Origin of the sequence: Phytohabitans kaempferiae (assembly GCF_042433955.1) — a bacterium.
Lineage (GTDB): Bacteria > Actinomycetota > Actinomycetes > Mycobacteriales > Micromonosporaceae > Phytohabitans > Phytohabitans kaempferiae.
The window spans coordinates 149,993-174,053 of sequence record NZ_JBHLUH010000021.1 but is presented as its reverse complement, the minus strand read 5'-3'; the positions used below and the strand labels follow the sequence as shown (position 1 = coordinate 174,053).

Annotated in this window: 17 protein-coding genes; 9 read left to right on the top strand and 8 right to left on the bottom strand. The window is 71.5% G+C overall.

Features of this window, described 5'->3' with window-relative positions; all coding sequences use genetic code 11:
* Nucleotides 1-71: 71 nt before the first annotated feature.
* Nucleotides 72-1,277, bottom strand: coding sequence for an MFS transporter (locus tag ACFFIA_RS14755; RefSeq protein ID WP_377251137.1), 1,206 nt, complete (start codon nucleotides 1,275-1,277; stop codon nucleotides 72-74).
* An 18-nt stretch (nucleotides 1,278-1,295) separates the two neighbouring features.
* Nucleotides 1,296-2,183, bottom strand: a complete 888-nt coding sequence (locus ACFFIA_RS14750) for an MBL fold metallo-hydrolase (RefSeq protein ID WP_377251135.1) — start codon at nucleotides 2,181-2,183, stop codon at nucleotides 1,296-1,298.
* 146 nt (nucleotides 2,184-2,329) lie between these two features.
* Between ACFFIA_RS14750 and ACFFIA_RS14745 the strand changes: the two genes are divergently transcribed.
* The 3 genes from ACFFIA_RS14745 (at nucleotide 2,330) to ACFFIA_RS14735 (ending at nucleotide 4,763) form a co-directional block, all read left to right on the top strand.
* Nucleotides 2,330-2,758, top strand: coding sequence for a MarR family winged helix-turn-helix transcriptional regulator (locus tag ACFFIA_RS14745; RefSeq protein WP_377251133.1), 429 nt, complete (start codon nucleotides 2,330-2,332; stop codon nucleotides 2,756-2,758).
* Between the two features lie 305 nt (nucleotides 2,759-3,063).
* Nucleotides 3,064-3,582, top strand: coding sequence for a hypothetical protein (locus ACFFIA_RS14740; RefSeq protein WP_377251131.1), 519 nt, complete (start codon nucleotides 3,064-3,066; stop codon nucleotides 3,580-3,582).
* 185 nt (nucleotides 3,583-3,767) lie between these two features.
* The gene (locus ACFFIA_RS14735) at nucleotides 3,768-4,763 is read left to right on the top strand and encodes an LLM class flavin-dependent oxidoreductase (protein ID WP_377251129.1); all 996 of its coding nucleotides are present in this window, start codon (nucleotides 3,768-3,770) and stop codon (nucleotides 4,761-4,763) included.
* Between the two features lie 352 nt (nucleotides 4,764-5,115).
* On the opposite strand, the gene ACFFIA_RS14730 is transcribed toward ACFFIA_RS14735, so the two are convergent.
* Together ACFFIA_RS14730 and ACFFIA_RS14725 are read right to left on the bottom strand one after the other, a co-directional pair.
* Nucleotides 5,116-7,380: a rhamnogalacturonan lyase family protein gene (locus ACFFIA_RS14730; protein WP_377251127.1), complete on the bottom strand. Its 2,265-nt coding sequence runs from the start codon at nucleotides 7,378-7,380 to the stop codon at nucleotides 5,116-5,118.
* A gap of 177 nt (nucleotides 7,381-7,557) precedes the next feature.
* Nucleotides 7,558-9,462: a beta-galactosidase gene (locus ACFFIA_RS14725; RefSeq protein WP_377251125.1), complete on the bottom strand. Its 1,905-nt coding sequence runs from the start codon at nucleotides 9,460-9,462 to the stop codon at nucleotides 7,558-7,560.
* 56 nt (nucleotides 9,463-9,518) lie between these two features.
* Between ACFFIA_RS14725 and ACFFIA_RS14720 the strand changes: the two genes are divergently transcribed.
* Complete coding sequence (locus ACFFIA_RS14720) at nucleotides 9,519-11,813, top strand: TIM-barrel domain-containing protein (protein WP_377251123.1); 2,295 nt, start codon at nucleotides 9,519-9,521, stop codon at nucleotides 11,811-11,813.
* A gap of 256 nt (nucleotides 11,814-12,069) precedes the next feature.
* The gene (locus ACFFIA_RS14715; protein WP_377251121.1) at nucleotides 12,070-12,747 is read left to right on the top strand and encodes a S1 family peptidase; all 678 of its coding nucleotides are present in this window, start codon (nucleotides 12,070-12,072) and stop codon (nucleotides 12,745-12,747) included.
* Between the two features lie 47 nt (nucleotides 12,748-12,794).
* Here ACFFIA_RS14715 and ACFFIA_RS14710 read toward each other — a convergent pair whose 3' ends face one another.
* From ACFFIA_RS14710 to ACFFIA_RS14700, 3 genes are all read right to left on the bottom strand, one after another.
* The gene (locus ACFFIA_RS14710; RefSeq protein WP_377251119.1) at nucleotides 12,795-13,682 is read right to left on the bottom strand and encodes a carbohydrate ABC transporter permease; all 888 of its coding nucleotides are present in this window, start codon (nucleotides 13,680-13,682) and stop codon (nucleotides 12,795-12,797) included.
* Between the two features lie 76 nt (nucleotides 13,683-13,758).
* Nucleotides 13,759-14,781, bottom strand: a complete 1,023-nt coding sequence (locus ACFFIA_RS14705) for an ABC transporter permease (RefSeq protein WP_377251117.1) — start codon at nucleotides 14,779-14,781, stop codon at nucleotides 13,759-13,761.
* A gap of 55 nt (nucleotides 14,782-14,836) precedes the next feature.
* Nucleotides 14,837-16,519: an extracellular solute-binding protein gene (locus tag ACFFIA_RS14700; RefSeq protein WP_377251115.1), complete on the bottom strand. Its 1,683-nt coding sequence runs from the start codon at nucleotides 16,517-16,519 to the stop codon at nucleotides 14,837-14,839.
* Nucleotides 16,520-16,712: 193 nt separating this feature from the next.
* Here ACFFIA_RS14700 and ACFFIA_RS14695 point away from each other — a divergent pair, with 193 nt between their 5' ends.
* From ACFFIA_RS14695 to ACFFIA_RS14680, 4 genes are all read left to right on the top strand, one after another.
* A complete protein-coding gene (locus tag ACFFIA_RS14695; RefSeq protein WP_377251273.1) occupies nucleotides 16,713-17,933 on the top strand; it encodes an ROK family protein in 1,221 nt (406 codons plus the stop codon).
* Between the two features lie 391 nt (nucleotides 17,934-18,324).
* Nucleotides 18,325-21,165, top strand: a complete 2,841-nt coding sequence (locus ACFFIA_RS14690) for a glycoside hydrolase family 3 C-terminal domain-containing protein (RefSeq protein WP_377251113.1) — start codon at nucleotides 18,325-18,327, stop codon at nucleotides 21,163-21,165.
* Complete coding sequence (locus ACFFIA_RS14685) at nucleotides 21,158-22,372, top strand: LacI family DNA-binding transcriptional regulator (protein ID WP_377251111.1); 1,215 nt, start codon at nucleotides 21,158-21,160, stop codon at nucleotides 22,370-22,372. Before ACFFIA_RS14690 ends, ACFFIA_RS14685 begins: the two co-directional genes overlap by 8 nt.
* Nucleotides 22,372-22,596, top strand: a complete 225-nt coding sequence (locus tag ACFFIA_RS14680) for a hypothetical protein (protein ID WP_377251109.1) — start codon at nucleotides 22,372-22,374, stop codon at nucleotides 22,594-22,596. Before ACFFIA_RS14685 ends, ACFFIA_RS14680 begins: the two co-directional genes overlap by 1 nt.
* A 463-nt stretch (nucleotides 22,597-23,059) precedes the next feature.
* On the opposite strand, the gene ACFFIA_RS14675 is transcribed toward ACFFIA_RS14680, so the two are convergent.
* A complete protein-coding gene (locus ACFFIA_RS14675; protein ID WP_377251107.1) occupies nucleotides 23,060-23,974 on the bottom strand; it encodes a sulfite exporter TauE/SafE family protein in 915 nt (304 codons plus the stop codon).
* Between the last annotated feature and the right edge of the window lie 87 nt (nucleotides 23,975-24,061).

Genomic DNA, 24,061 nt, shown 5'->3' with positions numbered 1-24,061 from the left:
GGACGTCGCGGCAGCCCTGATCTTCTGTCGCTTTTTAAATCACTCTGAATTGCCGAGGCCGGCGCGTCCGATTAGCCCGCTCTCCGCAGCAGCAGCGCCCCGGCGGTCATCGTCGCCCCTGCGGCGACGGCGGCCACGGCGGCGACGAGGGTGGTGGCCGGGAACCCGAAGGCGCTGGAGAGGGCACCGAAGGCGAACGGTGCGATGGTGGCGCCCGCGTAGACGCCGACCTGCACGGTGTGCCCGGCGTCCTCGGTCCGGCCGGGTACCAGGCGCAGGGTGGTGGCGAGCAGGAGTCCGGTCCAGCCCCATCCCGCGGAGAAGGCCAGGATCGCACCGAGCACGAACGTCGTTGACGTCCCGATCGCGATCAGTGCCAGCCCGAGGCCTCCGGTGAGCATCATCGTGACGATCACCGCCGGGTTGTGGCGGGGAGCCTGGTCGGTGAGCGCCCCGGCGGTGATCCGTACGGCGATGGCGAACAGGGCGCTGAGCGACAGCAGGTTCCCCGTCACGGTGGTGCCCAGCCCGGAGTGGGTGCCCAGTTCGACGAAGTACGTGGCTACCGCGTTGTTGCCGGTCGCGGAGAGCGCCGCGGCCAGCGCCCAGAGCCCGAGTACCCGCCCGACCGTCCGTTGCTTGTCGCCGGCCTCGCCGGCCTCCTTCGGCCGTACGGGCGGCGGGCCATCGGGTGCCCGGGTCAGCGGGGCGAGCGCGGCCGGAACGAGCGCGGCGATACCGGCGACAAGCAGGGCGGTCCGCCAGCCGTACGCCGGGAGGACCAGGGCGACGAGCAGGCCGGGGACGAGCGTGCCCGCCCCCAGCGCCGCGCCGATCATGCCGGCGGCCAGCGAACGCCGGTGTTCCGGGACGCGCGCCGCGATCAGCCGGCCCGCCACCGGCTGGACGAGTGCATTGCTCAACCCACCCACCAGCAGTATCGCCGTCAGCATCGCCAGCCCGGTCGCCCGCGACGCCACCAGCATGACCGCCGACGCGACCAGCGCCGCGACGGCGAGGACGGTGGGGACCGGCAACCGCGCCGCCACCCGTTTAGCGACGGGCGAGCCGAAGGCGGTGGCGGCGTAGAAGAGGCTCATCGCCAGCCCGACGGCGCTGCGGGAGATGTGCAGGTCTGCCTCGATCGACAGGGCGAGCGCCCCGACGGTGAAACCGGGCATCCCCGCCACGGTCGCGGTCAGCGCGGCCGCGACGATTCCCGGCCAGTGCCGTGCAGGCGAGCGGGTGGGCAGGCCGAGGTTGGTTGTCGTTGTCATGGCCGATCCCGGGGCGGGTCAGACGTCCAGGGGGCGCCAGGCGGGGCCGGCGCCGTCCCGGCGGACCTGCCCGAAGACCGCATCGGCGAAGTGGATGCCAAAGCCGATCGTGTCAGGCTCTTCCAACTCGGCAACGAGATGATGACGATGCTCGGCGGACTGGGCATGGTCGTGGTCGTAGAGGCAGGACCATTCGGGGTGGTCCACCTGGATCGGTGAATGCAGGGCATCGCCGAAGGCGATCAGCCGGGTTCCGCCCCCGGTGATGACGTACTGCGTGTGCCCGGCCGTGTGACCACCGGTGATCTGGACCCGCACGCCGGGGAAGACCTCCTGCCCGTCTGTCACCGTACGCACGCGCGGTGTCAGCGCGGTGGCCTCCTCCTCGGTGATGCCCTGGGCAAGCAGGTCGCGTTGGGCCCATTCCGGTTCGGCTACCAAATACTCGGCCCGGGTGAACACGGGCTGGCCACCGCCGGGGGCGGGATGCCACGCCCAGCCGAGGTGATCGATGTGCAGGTGGGTGAAGGCCACCGCCTCGATCTCTTCCGGCCTGCGGCCGAGCTTGGCCAGACTGTCCAGCAGCGCACCACCGTAAATGGCGCCGTTCGGGCTTCCCGGCTCGGCCGGCAGCGACACCGGCCCCCATCCGGCATCGATCAACAGTGCGCGGTCGCCGTTCTCCACCAGGAGTCCACCGATACTCGCCACCAGATGGCCGGAGGCATCCAGGTACTCCGGATGAGCGGCCCAGATCTCATCGGTGGTATCCGGCAGCCAGCCGCGCGGCCTCCCCTGGATAGCCCCGTCCGGCACGAAGGACACCCTCGTGTCGCCCAGCCACACCGAGCGGATTCCCGCCGGCCGCCGCAGCCGCTCGTCCGGGCCAACCGCGGAGTTCGCCATGGTCGCGTTCCCTTCTTCGGGTCAGGGTCATCGCCGCGTCCCTCGTCGGCGGCTCGGCAAGAGTAAGCATCAAGCCAGAAATATTCAAGACAGAAATGTTCAAGCTCTAAATATGCTGGCTTGATGGACTTGCTAGGATGGGACGCATGACGACGTCCCCAGAACCGCAGGCCGTCGCCGAGCGGGAGCTGTGCGGTCTGGTGAACGGACTGGCCCAGCAGATCGCCGATCACGTGCGCGAACGCGCCGTCACCTTGGGCCTTACCTCGGCCCAGGCGACCGCGCTGCGGGAGATGACCGGACCGATGACCATGGGGGAACTCGCCGAACGCATGAGCTGCGAGCCCTCCAACGCCACCTTCGTCGTCGACAAGCTCGAAAAACAGGGCCTGATCGAGCGCCGTGCGCACCCCACCGACCGCCGCGCCAAGCAACTCGTCCTCACCGCAGAGGGCAGCACCCTCCGCGAACGACTCCTCGAACTCCTCGTCCGAGAGTCACCGCTGGCCGGCCTCACCACCCAGCAGCAGCGCGTCCTTCAGGACCTCCTCGAACAAGCCATCACCCATCGATGAGTCGACGCCGACGCACCCTGTTCGGTGGCATTGATGGTTGGGTATTTGTTGATGCCATGCTGGCACGTCGCTATGCGGTCGGAGCAGTCATCCACTTCGATGCTCTGGTGGTCGTGGCGCCGGATGTGGATGGTGCCGGCGGCCATCGACTACGAGCGCTTTATGGCCAATGCCAGGAGGACCGAAGCCGCTTAACGGAGTCCTCCACGATTTCGGGGGATTGACACCGGGGGCAGCGGATCACCACGATCTGCTCGGACCAACGGGCGGGGAACCGGGGCTGACGATCACGACTCGGAACAGGCATGAGACGCATCGCGGCACTCGCCGCTCTGCTCGTGCTGGCCGCCTGCGACGGCGGCGGGGAGCCGGCGGCACGGCCCGCGCAGCCGGCGCCCGCCACGCCGCCGGCTGGCACGTCGATCCCCGCCGATGCCGGATGCGTGGCTGATGTGCCGGTGCGGGTGCTGCCGGAGTGGGCGCGGGTCGGGTTCAGCGACGCGACCCCGAGAATGCCGTACGTGCTCGGCTCCCGGGGCGACATCGCGGCGATCATCTTCGGCTACCCATTGCACCAGCCGCCCCTCCCCGACCGAAACAACAAGATCCTGTGGGTCTCCCGCGTGCCGCTGGAATCGGGCAGCCCACTCGTCATCGAGGCGCGGCTGGGCGGCGCCGGCGAGGTCACCAGGCACGAGGTGACCGGCGGTCCGGGGCCGTCGAGCATCGACCTGCCGGCGGCGGGCTGCTGGCACCTCGACCTCACCTGGTCCGGCCACACCGACTCGATGCGCCTCACCTACCGTCCCAGCAGATCGTGGTAATCCACTGCCCTCAGGGAGGGCAGCAAACGTCCACGATCTACTTTCCGTCGCGGGAGCGACGGCGACTGGAGACGGAGGGTGAGGCCGCGGGAGCGACGGTCTGGGCCGCGACGGGCATCGCGGCAGCCCAAATCTTCGCTCGGGAGATCGGAAGAAATGCGGCGCTGGCGGAGTTGCACGATCTTGTGATCGACGTACCCTTGTCCGTCCTCGATGTCGCGCCGGTCGCCGCCGGTGCCAGCTCCGGCGACGCCCTGCGCGCCACCACCGACCTGGCCCGCGCGGTCGAGCGGATGGGCTACCAGCGGTTCTGGGTGGCGGAGCACCACAACATGCCCGCGATCGCCAGCTCGGCGCCCGCGGTGCTGATCGCCCACCTCGCCGCCGCCACCTCGACGATGCGGATCGGTTCCGGCGGGGTGATGCTGCCCAACCACGCGCCGCTGGTCGTGGCCGAGCAGTTCGGCACGCTCGCCGCGCTGCATCCGGGCCGCATCGACCTGGGCATCGGCCGCGCGCCCGGCACCGACCAGGCGACCGCGCTGGCGCTGCGCCGCACGGTCGAAGGGCTGTCTGCGGAGGCGTTCCCGCAGGAGCTGGCCGAGCTGATCAACATGTTCACCGGCGACCAGCCCCGGCGGATCGTCGCCACGCCCGGACTCGGCGAGAGCCCGGCGGTGTGGCTGCTCGGGTCGAGCGGTTTCAGCGCCCAGCTCGCCGGGATCCTGGGGCTTCCCTTCTCGTTCGCCCACCACTTCAGCGCCGCGAACACGCTGCCCGCCCTCGCCCTGTACCGGCAGCACTTCCGCCCCTCGCGCTGGCTGGACGAGCCGTACGCGATGGTCGCCGTCGCCACCGTCTGCGCGGACACCGACGAGCGGGCGCGGTGGCTGGCCCGGCCGAGCGCGCTGTCCTTCCTGCGGCTGCGCCAGGGACGCCCCGAGCCGCTCGCGAGCCCGGAGGAGGCGGCCGCCTACCCGTACTCGGACATGGACCTGGAGTTCATGGCCGAGCGCTGGGAAGGGCAGGCGATCGGCTCGCCGGATACCGTCCGCCACGCGCTCGAAGACCTCCAGGCGAAGACGAAGGCGGACGAGCTGATGCTCACCGCGCTGGTGTACGACGTGGAGGATCGAATCCGCTCGTTCGAGCTGGCCAGGAAGGCAGTGACCGAGAGCTGAGGGGCCCGGTCCGGGGAAGGTGATCACGGAGCGCTGAACACCGGAAACGCCCGGACAACGATGGTCGTCACCGAAACAACAACGTCATCGATACGTCACCGGCCCGCACCAGGGAGGGCCCTACTCTTGGACAAGTGGGCGCGGGGCCGCCGGAATCGTGGGGCCGGCGATACGCGAACACGGTGTGTAAAAGCACCGCAGTGCCGGCGGGGATAGGTGCCCATCCCCGCCGGCACATTCGCGTCCGGACCCCTTGCTGGCCGCGCTCGCTCCGCTCACTGAACGCCCGAAGGCCGGCGCGCTCCGCCCTCGTCGCTACGCTCCTCGGATCGGAGCTTGCCGGCCTTGGGGCCTACCTCAGGTAGACGTTCGGCTGCGGCGGCGTCGCCATCCCGTTCCCGATGAAGAAGCTCGGGTGCGGCGGCTGGTTGTAGGCGGTGTTCTGCCACGCGATGGCGACCCGGTACTGCGCGTCGTGCATCAGCGTGTGGATCCGCCGGTCGGTGACGTTCGGAGTGGCGTAGATCCGGAGCGCGGTGTTGTCGGACGTGCGCCAGATCACCTCTTCGCGCCAGTCGCCGAGGATGTCGCCGGAGAGCGCCGGCGTGGCCTTGGTGCCGTTGTTCGACGCCACGCCCGAGGCGGTGAGCAGCCGCGTGTCCGACGAGGTGCCGTACTTGTCGATCCGGGTCTGGTCGAGCAGCTCGCGCACCGGGTCGGCGTCCCACCAGATCAGGAAGTTCGCCGACGACGGCTTGCGGCCGACGTTGGCGCCACTGGTGCTGCGCAGCCCGTCGACGCCCGAGGACCACATCTCCGCGCCCGCGTTGCCGGCGTAGACGTCACCGGCCACGCCCCGGCCGTTGTCGCAACCGCAGACGGGCGCGGTCCAGATGTTCTGCCCGGTACCGGCGTGGATGTCCATCGCCGGCTGGCTGGTGGACTCGTGCACGCTGAAGATCTCGACGCCCGACCGTGACGGGACGAGGTCGCCGACGTGCAGCGCGTCGCCGTGCCCGAAGCCGGTGCGGTACATGAAGGCGCCGTTGTCGTCGATCGTCGCCGCCCCGTACACGATCTCCTGGCGGCCGTCGTTGTCGACGTCGGCGATCGACAGCTGGTGGTTGCCCTGGCCGTACGCGCCGACGTTGCTGTTGCCGGAGTCGTACGTCCAGCGACGCGTGAGGCTGCCGTTGCGGAAGTCCCACGCCACCACCACGGCGCGCGTGTAGTAGCCGCGCGCCATGATCAGGCTCGGCCGCTGGCCGTCCAGGTACGCGGTGCCGGCGAGGAAGCGGTCGACCCGGTTGCCGTACGAGTCGCCCCACGAGGAGACGGTGCCCCGGCCCGGCTCGTAGTTGACGGTGGAGAGCGCCGCGCCGGTGCGCCCGTCGAACATGGTGAGGAACTCCGGACCGCTCAGCACGTAGCCGCTGGAGTTGCGGTGGTCGGCGGACGCGTTGCCGATCACCTGGCCGGTGCCGGAGCGCGTGCCGTCGGCGGTCTTGACGGCCACCTCGGCGTCGCCGTCGCCGTCGTAGTCGTACACCTGGAACTGCGTGTAGTGCGCGCCGGCCCGGATGTTGATGCCGAGGTCGATCCGCCACATCCGGCTGCCGTTGAGCCGGTACGCGTCGAGGTAGACCTTGCCGGTCACGCCGGACTGGGAGTTGTCCTTGGCGTTGTCCGGCTCCCACTTGAGCACGATCTCGTACTGCCCGTCGCCGTCCAGGTCGCCGACGGAGGCGTCGTTGGCCGAGTAGCCGCTGCCCGGCGACTGGATCGGCACGTCGAGGTATCCGTTGGCGAAGGAGAGCGACGCCTCGGAGGCGGCCTGCTCGGTGCCGTCGACGACCGCCCGGACGGTGTACGACGCGTTCGCCGCGGCGCCGCTGTCCAGGTAGTTGGTCGAGTTGGTGATCGGGGTCGAGTTGACCCTGGTGCCGCCCCGGTACACGTTGAAGCCGGTGCTCGCGGACTCGGTGCCGAGCAGCCGCCACGACACCAGGTTGGCCGACCCGGAGCGGACGCTGATCAGCCCGCGGTTGAGGTCTTCCATCTGCTTGGCGCCGGACGGCGGCGGACCCGTGGTCGGCGGCGGCGTGGTCGGCGGCGGAGCGGTCGTGGGCGGCGGCGCGGTCGTCGGCGGCGGCGCCGTGGTCGTGGGCGGCGGCGCGGTCGTCGGCCCGACCGCGCCGGTGCAGGTCGTGCCGTTGAGGGCGAAGGACGTCGGTACGGGGTTGGTGCTGTTGTTCCACGAGCCGTTGAAGCCGAACGAGGTGGTCCCGTTCGTGGCGATCGACCCGTTGTAGCTCACGTTGGCCGCGGTGACCTGCGTCCCGCTCTGCGTGACGTTGGCGTTCCACGCCTGCGTGACGGCCTGGCCGGCGGTGTACGACCAGACCAGCGACCAGCCGTTGATCGGGTCGCCGAGGTTGGTGATGGTGACGCTGGCCCCGAAGCCGCCCTGCCACTGGTTGGTGACGGCGTAGTCGACCCGGCAGCCCGCGGCGGCGGACGCGGAGGTCGCGACCACGGCGGCGAGGACGCCCGCGCCGGCCACGGTGCCGGCGAGCGTGGTGGAGAGCAGCGCGATGCGCCGCCTGGAAGTAAGCATGCGGAGACTCCATTGAACGGTGGCGGCGTGCCCAGCGCCCCACAATCGGCGTGAACCGGTTCAACCGGCACGCACCTGGCCAGGAGTCGGCTCCCTGCGTCACCAGCGATGCTAAGGCAAGCCCTTACCTCGGAACAACATCGAAAGGTTTCAGTAAATCTACCGGCAAAGCGCACCTCAGCCGGCCTCGCGGATCACCGCCCAGCCACCGGCCGGCACGTCGAGGGCGCCCTCGACCCGCTTCCCGGTCAGCACGTCGGTCCCCTCGGCCGCCACCGCGTGGTCGGTGGTGCCGTGGTTCAGCGCGAACAGCCAGCTCGCGTGCCGGCCCCGGCGCCGTACCAGCTCCAGCTCGGCCGCCCCCTCCCGCACCGGGACGCCGGCCGCCTCCGCCAGCAGCGCCCCGAACGCGGCGCCGTCGAGCCGCCTCGACACGTACCAGGCCGTCCCGGCGCCGAAGCGGTGCCTGGTCACGCCCGGCAGTACGGCATCCGCGCCGGCCAGCTCCACCTCCTCGGTCCAGCCGTCCGGGGTCGGGCGGAACTCCTCGACCCGTACCCCCAGCACGTCGCGGAGCGCGCCCGGATAGCCGCCGAGCCGTACCCGGCCGTGCTCGTCGGCGACCCCGGACAGGTACGTCGCCACGAGCCGGCCGCCACCGTCCACATAGGCCCGCACCGCCGCGGCCTCCGCGTCCGACATCAGGTAGTGGGCGGGGAGCACGAGCATCTGGTACGGGAGCGGCCCGCCCCGCCCCAGCGAGACGAAGTCGGCCGTGATGCCCGCCCGCCACAGCGCGCGGTGGGCGGCCCGCACCTCGGCCAGGTAGTCGATGCCGTCCCAGGGCAGCCCCGGCCCCTGCAACGCCCACCACGAGGCGGCGTCCCAGGCGAGCGCCACGGAAGCCTCGACCGCACCGGTGTCCACTTCGGAGAGCCGGTCGAGCGCCTGGCCGAGCAGACAAGCTTCCCCATACACGCGGCTGTCCGGCCCGGCGTGCGGCACGAGCGCGGAGTGGAACCGCTCCGCACCGCCGCGCGGCGCCCGCCACTGGAAGAACATGGCGCCGCGCGAGCCGCGGGCCACGTGCGACAGGCTGTGCCGCGCCATCCGGCCGGGCTCCTTGGCGTGCATCCGCCCGCCGGCGTAAATCAGGTTGGGCGCGCTCTCCATCAGGAGCCAGGGGCGGCCACCGGCCCACGAGCGGGCCAGGTCGCCGGCGAACGCGGTCTCCTCCTCCGCCCCCGCGCCCGGGTCGGAGGGGTAGTGGTCGATCGCCACCAGGTCCACCTCCTGGGACCAGCGCGCGTGGTCCACCGGTACCCAGTCGCCGAAGACGTAGTTGGTGGTGACCGGCACGTCCGGCCCGGCGGCGCGGAGCACCTCGCGCTGTTCCACGTACGCCGCCAGCAGCTCGTCCGACCAGAACCGCCGGAAGTCGAGCACCTGGCCCGGGTTCGGCAGGTACTGCGTGGCGCGGGGCGGGAAGACGTGGTCCCAGTCGGTGTAGTGCTGGCTCCAGAACGCGGTGGTCCACGCGTCGTTGAGCGCGTCGAGCGTGCGGTAGCGGGCGCGCAGCCAGCCCCGGAAGGCGGCCGCGGCGTGGTCGCAGTGGCACACCGTGCCGTACTCGTTGTGCGCGTGCCAGAGCGCGACGGCGGGGTGGTCCGCGTACCGCCGGGCGAGCTCGCCCGCGATCCGCCGGCACGCCTGCCGGTAGGCCGGGGCGCTCGCGCAGTAGGTGTCCCGGCTGCCGTGCAGCAGGCGCGTGCCGTCCGCGCGGACCGGGAGCGCGTCGGGGTGGGCGAGGCTGAACCACGGCGGCGGCGAGGCGGTCGGCGTGGCGAGCGCGACCTTGACTCCCCCGGCGTCGAGCAGGTCGAGCACGCGGTCCAGCCAGTCGAACGTGTACCGCCCTCGCGCCGGCTCCAGCCGCGCCCAGGCGAAGACGCCGACGCTGACCAGGTTGACGCCGGCCCGCCGCATCAGCGCGACGTCCTCCCGCCAGACCTCCTCGGGCCACTGCTCGGGGTTGTAGTCCCCGCCGAAGCACAGCCCGTCGAGCCCGCGCGGCCACTTCATCCATGACTCCCGATAAGCGTTGACAGTTTGTTGGGTTAGACGAAAAACTAACCCACATGCCGTACCGACCGCCGCTGGTGCCGTACGAGAAGTTCGTCGCCGACCCGCCCGACCTGCCCGTCCGCGCCCCCGGAGAGCAGGGGCTCTCGGCCGTGACCAGGGCGGAGCTGGTCACCACCGACGCCTCCGGCGTGTCCGTGAAGGCCACCACGTCCGACGGCGGGACGCTCGCGATCCAGATCGGCGCCGCCGGCGACGGCATCCTGCGGGTACGGCTGAGCGAGGCGCCCGACGCCCGGGGCCGCGCCGCCCGCGCGCTCGCGCTGGTGCGGCCCGAGACGCATCCCGCGACCGTGACGGTGAGCGGCCCGGTCGTGCGGGTCAGCGCCGGGGCGGTCACCGCCGAGCTCACGCTCGACCCGTGGCACCTGCGCTTCGTCGACGCCACCGGCCGCGTGTTGCTGGAGCAGAACGCCGGCGAGCGCGACATCAGCGGCCGCCTGCGCACGCTCCCCTTCGGCCGCTCGCTGGCGGACGGCGCGGTCGCGGCGTACCACGAGAGCTTCACCGCCCCGGCCGACGAGCGCTTCGTGGGCTTCGGCGAGAAGTTCACGCCGCTGGACAAGCGCGGGCAGCGCGCCCTGATGTGGAACTTCGACGCGTTCGGCACCGAGTCCGACCGCTCGCACAAGACGGTGCCGCTCTACCTCTCCAGCCGAGGCTACGGCGTGCTGGTCGACAGCGGCATGCCTATCGAGTTCGACATGTGCCAGTCCACGCACAGCTGCGTGCAGATCCTGGTGCCGGACGACCTGCTCGACTACTACGTGCTCGCCGGGCCCACGCCGGCCGAGGTGCTCGACCGGTACAACCGGTTGACCTGCCGCCCGCTGCTGCCGCCGAAGTGGGCGTTCGGCGCGTGGATGTCGTCCGGGTTCTATGTGGACACTCAGGAGAAGGTGCTGGAGCGGGCCCGGCGGCTGCGCGAGCGGGGCATCCCCTCCGACGTGCTGCACCTCGACTGCTACTGGCAGGTGGCCGGGCACTGGTCCGACCTGCGGTGGGACGAGGAGAACTTCCCCGACCCCGCCGGCATGTTGCGCACGCTGGCGGAGCAGGGCTTCAAGGTGTGCCTCTGGACCAACCCGTACGTCAGCCAGCACTCCCCCTTCTTCGCCGAGGCGGCCGAGGCCGGCTACTTCCTGCGGCGGGCGGACGGCTCCGCGTACGTCGCCGACGTGTGGCACGGCTCCCACCCCGCCTCCGGCATCGTCGACTTCACCAACCCCGCCGCGGTCGCCTGGTTCGTGGGGCTGCTGCGGCCGCTGCTGGAGCAGGGCGTGGCCACGTTCAAGACCGACTTCGCCGAGGGCGTGCCGGCCGACTCGGTGGCGTACAACGGGATGAGCGGCACCGAGCTGCACAACGTGTACACGCTGCTCTTCAACGACACCGTCGCCGCGGTGACCCGGGAGGTCGCCGGCCACGGGCTGGTGTGGGCGCGCTCGTCGTACCTCGGCGGGCAGCGCCACTCGGCCCAGTGGGGCGGCGACGTCAACGCCACCTACCCCGCGATGGGCAGCACCCTGCGCGGCGGCCTCTCGCACGGGCTCTCCGGCGTGCCGTTCTGGAGCCACGACGCGGGCGGCTTCCACGGCACGCCCACCCCCGACCTGTACGTGCGGTGGGCCCAGTTCGCCGCGCTCTCCCCGCTCGTCCGCTTCCACGGCACCACCAGCCGCCTGCCGTGGGACTTCCCGGCCGACGCGGAGCGCCTGGTGGTGCAGGCGCTGCGGCTGCGCTACCGGCTGATGCCGTACATCTACTCGGCCGCTGTCGAGTCGGCCCGCACCGGCACGCCGCTGATGCGCGCGCTGCTCGTCGACTCCCCCGCCGACCCGGCGGCGTGGAGCGCCGAGCTGGAGTACCTGCTCGGCCCCGACCTGCTCGTCGCGCCGATGCACGACCCGTCCGGCGAACGCGACCTCTACCTGCCCGCGGGGCGGTGGGTCGACCACTGGACCGGCGAGGTGCACGAGGGCGGGCGGCACCTGCGCGTCCGCGCGCCGCTCGAGCGGATCCCGCTCTTCGTGCGGCACGGCGCGCTGATCCCCGTACTGTCCGATCAGGACACCGTGGGAGACGGCCCGTTCGCCGACGTGACGGTGGTGAGCTGGGGCGGCACCGACGCCCGCACGGTGGTGCGGGACACGGACGGCGACACCGTCGTGGTCGCCGTCCGCGATGGAGACACCCTCCGCGTGACGTGTGAGGGACCTTTGCGGGTACGGGACGCCGCGCTCGCTTTCGACCGTGGTCAGGACGTTTCGCACGTGGTGCTGGCGACCTGATCGCCGAACTTCTCCCGGCCCGAACAGCGCGGACGCGCCGGCCGCACGGGCGCACCGCGAGGCAGGGTCGGGAGAGGTTCGCTAGGCGCAGGCGTGGTGCCATGGTGGGGGTGCCACGCCTGCGCCCCTGTCCGCGGCGGTCCCGGCTTCGCGTGTCATAGGCCGCTGGTAGTACCCATTCGGGATTAGCATCGAGCATCGTGGATGCCTAACCTTGTGCGTCAACCCCCTTCGGTCGTCCCACAAGGAGTCCGTAGTGCGCATTCGCCTGCTCCTGGCCACCACGGCCACCGCTCTCGTCGGCGCCCTCGTCGCGCCGACCACCGCCTCCGCCGCCCCGGTACAGCCCTACATCATCGGTGGCGGCACCGTCTCCTCCGCCCCCTGGGCGGCGGCCGTCTTCAGCGGCGGCTCGTTCACCTGCTCCGGCTCGATCATCGCGTCCCAGTGGGTACTCACCGCGCGCCACTGCCTCGGCGGCACCATGTCCGTCCGGGTCGGCAGCGTGTACTACGCCTCGGGCGGCCAGACCCGCAACGTCACCGCCACCTACGGCCAGAACGACCTGGCGCTGCTCCGCCTCAGCAGCGGCGTCTCCACCACGTACGTGACCCTGGCGAACAGCAACCCGCCGGTCGGCTCGACCAACAACATCTACGGCTGGGGCCGCACCTGCACCAACTGCCCCGCCTCCAGCCAGCTCAAGACCGCCACGGTGACCGTCACCTCCAACAGCGCCACGGACGCGTACGGCGGTCCGGCGATCCGCAGCAACCGCGGCAACGGCGTCGCCTGGCGCGGCGACTCCGGCGGCCCGCAGTTCTACAATGGACAGCAGGTCGGCGTCTGCTCGACCGGCAACGGCTCCACGTACCAGAACTACGGCAGCGTGGCCGCCAACCGCTCCTGGATCCTCTCGGTCGCGGGCGTCTGATCCGCCGAAGCCCGGTAGGGGCCCAAACGGCCCCTACCGGCGCTCGGTCAGCCCTTGATGGCGCCGACGATGACGCCCTTCACGAAGTGGCGCTGGACGAAGGGGTACACCAGCACGATCGGCGCCACCGTCACCACCACGACCGCCATCTTGATGGCCTGCGTGGGCGGGAGCGAGCCGACCGACTGGCCGGAGAAGCTGGGCGACTGGCCTTGCAGGATCATGCTCTGCAGGATGCGCTGGATCGGAAACTTGTCGTTGCTGTCGATGTAGAGCAGCGCGTTGAACCAGACGTTCCAGTAGCCCACCGCGTAGAAGAGCCCCACCACCGCGATGACCGGGCGGCTGAGCGGCAGCACGATACGCCACAGGATGCGAAACTCGCCCGCCCCGTCGATGCGCGCGCTGTCCATGAGTTCGTTGGGCAGCCCCTGGAAGAAGCCGCGGACGACGATCAGATTGAAGACGCTGACCGCGCTCGGCAGGATCAGCGCCCACAGGCTGTCCTTGAGACCGACGCCGGTGACCACGAGGTAGCTGGGCACCAGGCCGGGATAGATCAGGAACGTGAGCAGGAAGAAGAAGAGCAACGTACGGTGCCCGACCGAGCCGGGCCGGGAGAGCCCGTACGCGGCGAGCACGGTCACCGTGAGGCTGACGACCGTGCCGGCGACTGTGACAAGCGTGGTGACCCAGAGCGCCCGGGTCACGATGCCGCCGGAGAAGATGGTCACGTACGCCGAGGCGTCGATGCCCTTCGGCACCATCACCATGCCGCCCGCGTCGTTGATGGTCTTGCGGGACGACAGGCTGGTGACCAGCACCGACCACATTGGAATGAGCACCACCAGCGCCATGAGCGTGAGGGCGGCGCCCTTGCCGGCCAGCCCGAGGGGGGTCGGCTTCTCTTCCCAGACGGGACGTGTGCCGCTCATGGAAGTCCTCGCTTAGCCGCGGACGGCCGCGAGGCTCCAGACACCTCGCGCCCGATGATTCGCTCGCTACGTTCACTCATTGCCGCGAGATCAACCCCCGCTCGCCGATCATGTGGGCGATCCGGTTGGCGACCAGGATCAGTACGAGCCCGACAGCGGCCTTGAACAGGCCGGCGGCCGCGCCGAACCCGAAGTTGCCCGTGGTGATGGACTGGTGGTACACGAACGTGTCGAGCACCTCGGCGGCGTCGCGGCCGACCGCGTCACGCTGGAGGAGAAACTGCTCGAAGCCGACCGAGAGCGCGTCGCCGAGGCGCAGGATCAGCAGCAGTATGATGACCGGCCGCAGCCCGGGGAGCGTCACGTGCCACAGGCGGCGCCACCGGCCGGCGCCGTCCACGGCGGACTGCTCGTACAGGTTGGGGTCGATCATCGACAGCGCGGCCAGGAAGACGATCATGCCCCAGCCGGCGTCCTTCCACACGGCCTCGGCGGTGACCAGCACGATGAACGTGTCCGGGTTGGTCATGATGTTCGGCGGCTCGATGCCCGCCTGCCGCAGCTCCTGGGAGAGCAGTCCGGCCCCGCCGAGCATCTGCACGAAGAACGTGACCACGAGGACCCAGCTGAAGAAGTGCGGCAGGTACACGACGGTCTGGATGAAGCCCCGCACCTTGCTGGAGAGCACGCTGTTGAGCAGGATCGCCAGCCCGATCGGCAGCGGGAAGAAGAAGACCAGCTGGAACGCGGTGATGGTGAGCGTGTTCCATAGCGCGTCCCAGAACGCCGGGTCGCTGAAGAGCGTGTTGAAGTTGCCGAACCCGATCCACTCGCTGGCCAGGAACGCCGAGAGCGGCCCGTCCCCGGCGTACGGGTTGTAGTCCTGGAACGCGACCACGTTGCCGAGCGTGGGCAGGTAGTGGAAGACCAGCAGCAGGAGCCCGGCCGGCAACACCATCAGCAGCAGCGGCCAGTCCCGGCGCAGCCGCGCTCGCAGGGGTACCTTCGGCCGGCGCCGCTTCTTCGGGGGCTCGGCCGGGCTTGGCGGCCGGGCCAGTTCCTGGCTGGTCCCGGCCGCCGCTGGTGCCTCGGTGCTCATGGCCGTCCTCGCTCCGCCGCGGGCGGCCACTGGACGAGCCGGGCGGTCACCGCGCTCATTTACCCGCGTCGCTCCGCGCCTTGGCCAGGAAGTCGCGGGCCTCGTCGCCGCCGCCGGCCGCACGCCACTCGGTCACGAGCCCGTCGAACTCGGTCAGCGCGCGCCGGCCCCGCACGATGTCGGTAATCTTGTCCTCGTACGGCACGGTCTGCGACTTGTACGTGGCCGGGAACTCCAGCTTGATGCCGTCCCACGGGTTCGTCTCCATGAACTTGACCATGGAGTTGGAGTAGGTCAGCACGTCGGTCACGTAGTTCGGCGTCTCCGGCCACGGCTGCACGACCGGGCTGCGGCCACTGACGAAGAAGTACTGGTTGGCGATCTCCTTGAAGCCCAGGTCGGTCTTGACCGGGCCGTCCGCGGAGATCGTGTGGTGCTGGCCCTCGACGCCGTACTCGCGGACGTGCCACTCCTTGCTGCCGAACGGCGCCGAACACCAGTTGATCACGCGGAGCAGCTCCTCGACGCGCTCCTTGCCGACGCCCTTCTTGACGAAGGTGTACGAGATCGGCTTGTCGTCGCCCCAGACCAGCGGGTCGCCGCCGGTGGCCGAGAAGATCGGCACGGGCTGGAGGTTGAACGCGGGCGTGACCTTCTGCTGCTGCGCCTGCATGCCCTGCCAGGCCCCGATGCCGTCCTGCTTGAAGATGATCCGGCCGCTCTCCAGGAGCTTCTTGGCGTCGCCGCCCTTGCTCGCCACCAGGTCGGGGTGGACCAGGCCGTCCTTGTAGATCCGCGCCATGACCTCCAGCGCCTGCTTGAACTCGGGCGTCTCGTACTTGTGCTCCGGCGTACCGTCCGCCTTCAGCCGCCAACCGGTCTCCGAGGCGGGCACCTTGTGGAACATCTGCACCATCGCGAAGATGTCGTCGAACGCCCACACGCCGGCCTTCGTGTCGGTCACCTGCTTGCCGATCGCGAGCAGGTCGTCGATCGACTTGGGGTAGGTCAGGCCCTTCGCGTCGAGCAGGTCCTTCCGGTAGAAGAGCGCCCATGGAAACGGGCCGTCGGTGGGGTTGGGGATCGCCATGAGGCGCTGGTTCCACAGCGCGTTCTGCCAGGCGCCGGTGGGGAAGGTGGCGAGCATCGGGTAGGCGTTGACCTTGTCGCCGGAGAGGTAGTCGGTGAGGTCCTCGAAGAGCACCTTGACCGCGTCGGCGAAGCGGGGCAGCTTCTCCACCTCCCACTGCGGGACGCAGAGCAGCTCGGGCACGTCGCGGGCACCGAGCATCGCGTTGAGCTTGTCGGCGTACGTGAGGCCGTCCTGGATGGAGAAGTTGATCGGTACGCCCAGCTCTTGGTTGATCGCGGTGAGATAGGCGTTCTGCCCGATACCGGGCGGCGCCGGACCCCACGCCGGCGTCATCGCGCTGATCTCCTTGCCGCTGGAGCCGGGCTTGTCGGCGATCACGTCGACCAGGTTGCTCGGGTATGCCTTGTAGCCGTCGGGGATCGGGCGGGTGCTCGTGATGTCCGGCTGCGGGATGCCGTCCGGCAGCTTGCCCTGCGCCGGCAGCACGCCGGAGACCTTGTTGGTGTCGGTCGCGGCGCCCTTGCTCCCGCCCCCTTCCCCACAGGCGCTGAGCAGGCCACCACCGGCGACGGCGACGGCACTGAGCCCCGTGAGGCCGAGGAATTTTCTGCGGTTGGTCGCCGCGCCCGCGAGGGGTGGAGTCACGGCGCACTCCCTTCTATTGGCAAAAAGTGGTATGACTGTAGTTAGTTCGTCTACTGACTAAACAAAGTCTCGCGAATCACAAACTAGACCAACGGTGACCGCCGCCACAAGGGCGGACCCGGTACGGCATGATGGTCAGGCCAGCCCGGGGCACCATCAGACCGACGCCGGGAACGGGGCTGACTTGATCACGATGCAGAGCGGGCCGCAGCCGGCCGACTTCGCCGACGTGCGAGCCACCAACCTCGCCGTCGTACTCCGCCATGTCCGCACCCACGCGCCGTGCTCGCGCGCCGACATCGCGGCCGCGACCGGGCTCAACAAGGCGACCGTCTCCAGCCTGGTCGCCGACCTCATCGAGCGGCGGCTGCTGCGCGAGACGGGGCTCGCCGAGCACCGGATCGGGCGGCCGGCGACGATGCTGGTGCTCGACGGCCAGCCGTACGCGGCGATCGGCATGGAGGTCTCCGCCGACCACCTCACCGCCGTCGCGGTCGACCTCGCCGGGGAGCAGCTGCTCTCCTGGCGCCGCGCCTTCACCGGCACGGAGACGGCGGCCGGCAAGGCGGTCAGCACGATCGCCGCGCTCGCCTCCCGGGCCGCCTCGCGCGTGGCCGCCCAGGGCCGGCAGGTGCTCGGCGTGACCGTGGGCGTGCCGGGGCTGGTCGACGCCGACGGCGCGGTGCGGCTCGCGACCGGGCTCGGCTGGCGCGACGTCGAGCTCCGCGCCGACCTGGTGCGCGCGCTCCGCGACCCCAAGTACGACGTCGCGGTCGACAACGACGCCAACCTCTCCGCGCTGGCCGAGCACCGCTACGGCGCCTTCGCCGGCACGGCCAACCTCGTCTACCTCACCGGCGAGCTGGGCATCGGCGCCGGCGTGGTGGTCGACGGGCGGCTGCTGCGCGGCGGCCGGGGGTTCAGCGGCGAGATCGGGCACCTCCAGCTCGACCCGGGCGGTCCGCTGTGTCCCTGCGGGCGTGTGGGCTGCCTGGAGGCGCTCGCCGGCGTACGGGCGATCATCCAGCGCGTGCTGCCGGAGGCCGAGGCCGACGGCCCGGTCACCGACTTCGCGCCGGAGATCGACGAGGTGGTGCGGCGCGCCCGCCGGGACGACGCCGCCACGGTCGACGCGCTCGCGGCGGTGGGGCGGCATCTCGGGCACGGCGTGAGCATCCTGGCCAACCTGGTCAACCCCGACGTGGTGGTGCTGGGCGGCAACTTCGTACCGCTGGCGCCCTGGATCCTGCCCGCGGCGCAGGCCGAGCTCGCGGTCCGCGCGGTGGCCCCCGACGCCGGTGGCTGCCGGATCGTCGCCTCCGGGCTCGCCCAGGGCGCCGCCGCGACCGGTGGCGCCGCGAGGGCGCTGGCGGCGGTGGACGCCGGCCATCTCCCCCCGTTCCCGGCGGTGTGACCTCGTCGCGCTCCTGACCGGGCGGACCGCCGGGCCGCGCTCGACCTCGGCCCGGCCGTCGGTCCCACCTCATGGGGCCCGGCCGCGGGGCGTCTCCCACGAAGTGGATCTCCAACGGACACGCCCGAAGGGCTCACCCTCCCGCCGCCGGTCACCCGCCTGTGACCTGCGGGTTAGCGCTTTCCTGAAACTTCGTGGGAGCGCTCCTATTGACCTGGACCGCTATCTGGTGCGAGTCTCAGAGGGCTCCGGGCGTAACACTCGTGAAACGCGACGGAGTTTTCTTCGACGGCTTGTCGAAGCGCTTCGAGCAGACAGACCTCCGCGGATCTCCCACCGCGACGTTGGCTCCTCAAAGCGCTTCGAAGTCCATAGAGGACGGGTGAAAGCGATGACAGAGACGTTTCGCGACCCGGACCGGCCGCTCCCTGCCCGAGTGGCCGACCTGCTGGGCCGCCTCAGCCTGGCCGAGAAGGTCGCACTGCTCCACCAGCACCAGGCGCCGGTCCCCCGCCTCGGGATCGGCTCCTTCCGCACCGGCACGGAGGCGCTGCACGGCCTGGCCTGGGTCGGCCCCACGACCGTCTTCCCCCAGGCGGTGGGGCTGGCCAGCACCTGGAACCCCGAGCTGGTGCACGCCGTCGGCGAGGCCGTGGGCGACGAGGTGCGCGGCTTCCACCACAAGGACCCGGCGCGGGTCGGCCTCAACGTGTGGGCGCCCGTGGTCAACCCGCTGCGCGACCCCCGCTGGGGCCGCAACGAGGAGGGGTACGCCGAAGACCCGTGGCTGACCGGCGTGATGGGCACCGCGTACGCCTCGGGGCTGCGCGGCGACCACCCCGTCTACCTGCGCACCGCGCCGACGCTCAAGCACTTCCTCGGCTACAACAACGAGACCGACCGCCACCTCACGTCGAGCAACCTGCCGCCGCGCGTGCTGCACGAGTACGAGCTGCCGGCGTTCCGCGCGCCCATCGAGGCGGGCGCGGCGGTGGCGGCGATGGCGTCGTACAACCTCGTCAACGGGCGGCCGGCCCACCTCAGCCCCCTCATCAACGACGAGTTGCGCCGGTGGACCGAAGACGAGGTGCTGGTGGTCAGCGACGCCTCGGCGGCCTCGCAGATCGCCGGCGACCAGGGCTACCACGGTGACCACGCGGCCGGATACGCCGCCGCGCTGCGGGCCGGCATCGACAGCTTCACCGAGGACGACGGCGACTCCGGCCCCACGCTCGCGCGGCTCACCGAGGCGCTCGATCGCGGGCTGCTCGACGAGTCGGACGTCGACCGGGCCGCGCGGCACATCCTCACGACGCGGTTCCGGCTGGGCGAGTTCGACCCGCCGGAGCGCAACCCGTACGCGGGGATCACCGCCGACGTGATCAACTGCGCGGCACACCAGGAGCTGGCGCGGGAAGCCGCCCGGCAGTCGATCGTCCTGCTCAAGAACGAGGACGACCTGCTCCCCCTCCGCGGCGGCACGGTCGCGGTGATCGGGCCGCTCGCCGACACGCTGCACGAAGACTGGTACAGCGGCACGCTCCCCTACGCGGTCACCGCGTACGGCGGGCTGGCCGCGCGCGTGCACGCCACCTTCCACGAGGGCGTGGACCGCATCGCGCTGCGCGGCCCGGACGGCTACGCGTGGGCCGCCGACGGACCGCTGCGCGCGGACGGCGCCGCGCCCGGCCCGGAGGCGAGCTTCGACCTCTTCGACTGGGGCGAGGGCGTCGTCGCGCTGCGGGCCGCGGCCAACGCCATGCACGTCGGGGTCGACGACAACGGGGTACTCCTCAACGACCGCCCCCAGCCCGGCGGCTGGATCGTGCGGGAGACGTTCCGCTTGGTGGAGCGGGGCGCCGGCCAGGTCGTGCTCCACCATCTCGCCACCGGGCGGTACGTCGCGGCCGGCCCCGACGGGGTGCTGCGGGCCGACGCGGCCGGCGCCGAGGGGGGCACGCCGTTCACGGTCGAGCTCGTCGCCGACGGGGCACGGGACGCGGCGGCCACCGCCCGCGACGCCGACGTGGCCGTGGTGGTGGTCGGCAACCACCCCATGATCAACGGAAGGGAGACCGAAGACCGCCCCAACCTCGCGCTCCCGCCCGCGCAGGAGGCGCTGATCCGGGCCGTACACGCGGCCAACCCGCGCACGGTGCTCGTGGTGACCAGCAGCTACCCGTACGGGATCGGCTGGGCCGACACGCACCTGCCGGCTGTGCTGTGGTCGTCGCACGGCGGGCAGGAGTACGGCAACGCGCTCGCCGACGTGCTGCTCGGCGCGGCCGACCCGGGCGGGCGGCTCACCCAGACCTGGTACCGGGACGCGTCCGAGCTGCCCGACCTGCTCGACTACGACGTGATCGCCTGCGACGCCACGTACCTCTACTACCGGGGCGAGCCGCTGTACCCCTTCGGGCACGGGCTGAGCTACGCCTCGTTCGCGTACTCGGACCTGCGACTATCCACTGTGGAGGTAGACGCGGGCGGGACGGTCGAGGTGGCGGTCGACGTCACCAACACCGGTGACCGGGCCGGCGACGAGGTCGTGCAGCTCTACACGCGCCAGCGCCGTTCCCGGGTCAAGCAGCCGCTGCGCCGGCTCCGCGCGTTCCGGCGGATCACGCTTGAGCCCGGCGAGAGGGCGACCGTCACGTTCCCGCTGCGGGCCGCGGACCTCTGGTTCTGGGACGTGACCCGCGGGGCGCGCGTCGTGGAGACCGCCCGCCACACCATCCAGATCGGACGGTCCAGTGCGGACATCGCGCTCACCGCGACGCTGTCGGTGCGCGGCGAGGAGGTCGGCCCGCGGCGGCCGCTCGACGGTCCCCTGTGGGCGGTCGACCACGACGACTACGCCGGCACCGTGCTGCTCGACGACGAGCCGGCCCGCGCCGACGCGGTGGGCGCCGCCGAGCCGGCCGGCTGGATCGGCTTCCAGCGGGTCGACTTCGGGGCGGGCGCGGGCGCGGTGGCGGCGCGCGTCACCAGCCGTACCCGGGAAGCGGCCGGCGCCCGCGTGACGCTGCGCCTCGACGACCCGCTCTCCGGGCCGGTGGCCGGGAGCATCGTCGTGCCGACGGCCAACGGCCGGCACGACTGGGCCGAGGTGCACGCGCCGGTGACCGGCGCGGCCGGCGTGCAGGACCTTTACCTGTCGTTCGAGGCGCCAGGCGCTACGGTGAGCTGTCTGACGTTCACCAGTGGCGGGATGGAGGCGTCGAGTGGCTGAAGCCGGTGGCGCCAAGCGCGCCGACATGGTCACGATCACCGACGTGGCCCGGCACGCCGGCGTCGCGGTGAGCACGGTGTCATACGTGCTGAGCGGCAAGCGGGCGATCTCCGCCACCACGCGGCAGCGCGTGCTGGCGAGCATCCGCGCGCTCGGCTACCACCCCAACGCGGGCGCGCGCGCCCTCGCCAGCAAGCGGGCCAACGTGATCGCACTGGTGCTGCCGCTGCGATCGGGCATGCACCTGCCGGTGCTGATGCAGTTCGCGACGGCGGTGGTGACGACGGCTCGGCAGTTCGACCACGACGTGCTGCTGGTGACCGCCGACGAGGGCCCCGACGGGCTGCGCCGGATCGCCGCCAGCGCGATGGTCGACGGCATCGTGCTCATGGACGTGGAGATGCACGACCCCCGCGTGCCGCTGCTGCGCGACCTGGAGCGGCCGAGCGTGCTGATCGGCTTCCCCGCCGAGGCGGAAAACCTCACCTGCGTCGACCTCGACTTCTACCGGGCCGGCGCCGCCTGCGTCGACCACCTCGCCTCGCTGGGGCACCGCGAGATCGCGCTGCTCGGCGCGCCCGCCGTTGTGTACGAGCGGGACACCGGCTTCGCCCACCGCACGCGCGCCGGCTTCACCGAGACCGCCGAACGATACGGCATCGAGGCGATCGCGCAGCCGTGCGAGGAGAGCTTCGACGCCGTACGCCAGGAGCTCGCCGGCCTGCTCGACCGCCATCCCAGCCTCACCGGTCTCGTCGTGCACAACGAGGCGGCCGTGGCGCACCTGCTCGCCGCGCTGCCGCTGCTCGGCCGCCAGGTGCCGCACGACATCTCGGTCGTCGCCATCTGCCCCGACGAGGTGGCCGAGCGGGCCAGCCCGGCGCTCACCTCGGTGCTCATCCCCGCCGAAGACGTGGGGCACCAGGCGGTCACGCTGCTGATGCGCAAGCTGGAGGGGCAGCAGGTGCCCGGCGCCACGCTGCTGGACCCGCGCCTGACGGTCCGCACGTCGACCGCCGCCGCTGGGGTCGCCGGTGTGGCCGCTCGTGGGGCGACCGCTGGCGCCGCTCTCGGTGGTGCTCTCGGCGCGGCTGCCGAAGGCGCGGTTGGGCCCACTGTCCGGGCTGGCGGCGCACGCGACGCCGGGGCCGGCGCCCATAATTCTGATCCGGCCGCAATCCTTCCGAACACTGCTGTAATGGGGTAGTGGCTGACGCACGCTCGCTGTTCCCCGTCACCGGCGTCCTGCGGGTCGTGTACGCCTGGATCGTGCCCCGCTTCGACAACGCGGCCGCATCGGTCCCGCTCTTCGCGTCGCCGCTCCGCCCGCGCGACCGCACGAACACCTCGGTGGCGGGGGTATGGGTCCGCCCTTCGCGCCGGCACGGCCGCACATCCCGCTACTCCCGGGGCGGCACCGCCGCCCCCTGAACCACCAGGCGCGCCGGTCACGCACCTGCCCACCGCCGCGGCGGTCCGCGATTCGATCTCCGGACCGCCGCGGCCCGCGTTTCTCGCCGTGCTGTCTCCACGCGCCAGCGCGGCGAGCGTCGCCGGACGTCGCTCGATCCATGACCCGAGTTGGCGGCGTCCGTGGCGAGAAATTGCTCCTCCCGGAGCCTGTTGCAAAATTGCTGGATCACAGTGAGTGTCAAGAAGAACACGGCTGTATCGGTCGCTGGCCGTCGAACGGCGGCCAGCGAGGGTTAGCGCGACCCTCAGTTCGCGCGAATCTGACGATTTTGCAACAGGCTCCCGGGGGCAGGAAATCGCCACGGACGCAGCGCGCCTGTCGCCTCGATCGGATCTCCTGGATCAGGCCGGCAGGGCCGACGTCCAGGCAGGCGACCGCGCGGTGCCTCCGCGGGGTCGGCGGCCCCGCGTCGAGGTTGGGCTAGGCCGCGTCGAGAGCGGGTACGGGCTCCGGTGCCTCCGCGGCCTCGGCGGCCGCCTTGCGGGTACGGCGCAGCGTGCGCACGGCCAGCACCAGCGCACCGGCCCAGGCGGCGATGACCGCCACGTACACGACGGGGCGCAGCCCGCCCGGCGCGTCGAAGGCCCGCATCATGGTGCGCGAGTTGGTCAGCACGATCACCCCGCCCACCGCGGCGCCGAGCAGCTGGGCCGGCACGATCCGCACCAGCCAGGCGGCGAGCGGTGCCGCGATCAGGCCGCCCACCAGGAGCGCGGCGACGGTGGGCAGGATGAAGCCCTCCGAGCCGAGCCCGATCAGGAAGCCGATGCTCGCCGCTCCCGCGACCACGAACTCGGACGTGTCCACCGAGCCGATCACCTTGCGCGGCTCCATCCGCCCCGAGACCAGCAGCGACGGCGTCGCCACCGGACCCCAGCCACCGCCGCCGGTCGCGTCGACGAAGCCGGCCACCAGCCCCAGCGGGGCGAGGAAGCGCGAGCGCAGCGGCCGGCGGGCGCGGCGCTCGCCGAGCGGGCGGGTGAAGCGGATCAGCAGGTAGACACCGAGCGTGAGCAGGATGCCCGCCATCCAGGGCGCGGCCGCCTCGGTGGAGATCGAGCTGAGGAAGGTCGCGCCGGCGAACGCGCCGATGCCGCCCGGCAGCGCGATGCGGCGCACCACGCTCCAGTCGACGTTGCCGAAGCGCCAGTGTGCCGCGCCGGAGGCGAGCGTGGTGCCCAGCTCGGCCAGGTGCACCGAGGCGGAGGCGGAAGCGGGGGCGACACCGGCGACGAGGAGGAGCGTGGTGGACGTGACGCCGTACGCCATGCCGAGCGCGCCGTCGACGAGCTGCGCGGCGAGCCCCACGAGAGCGAGGACGATCAGCTTCCGCACGTTGTCCACCTCTTCGGTAATTCCGATTGACTTAGTCGAGAATCCGGGAGATGGCCGGCGGCGTCAAGCCGGTACCGCAAAATGAGA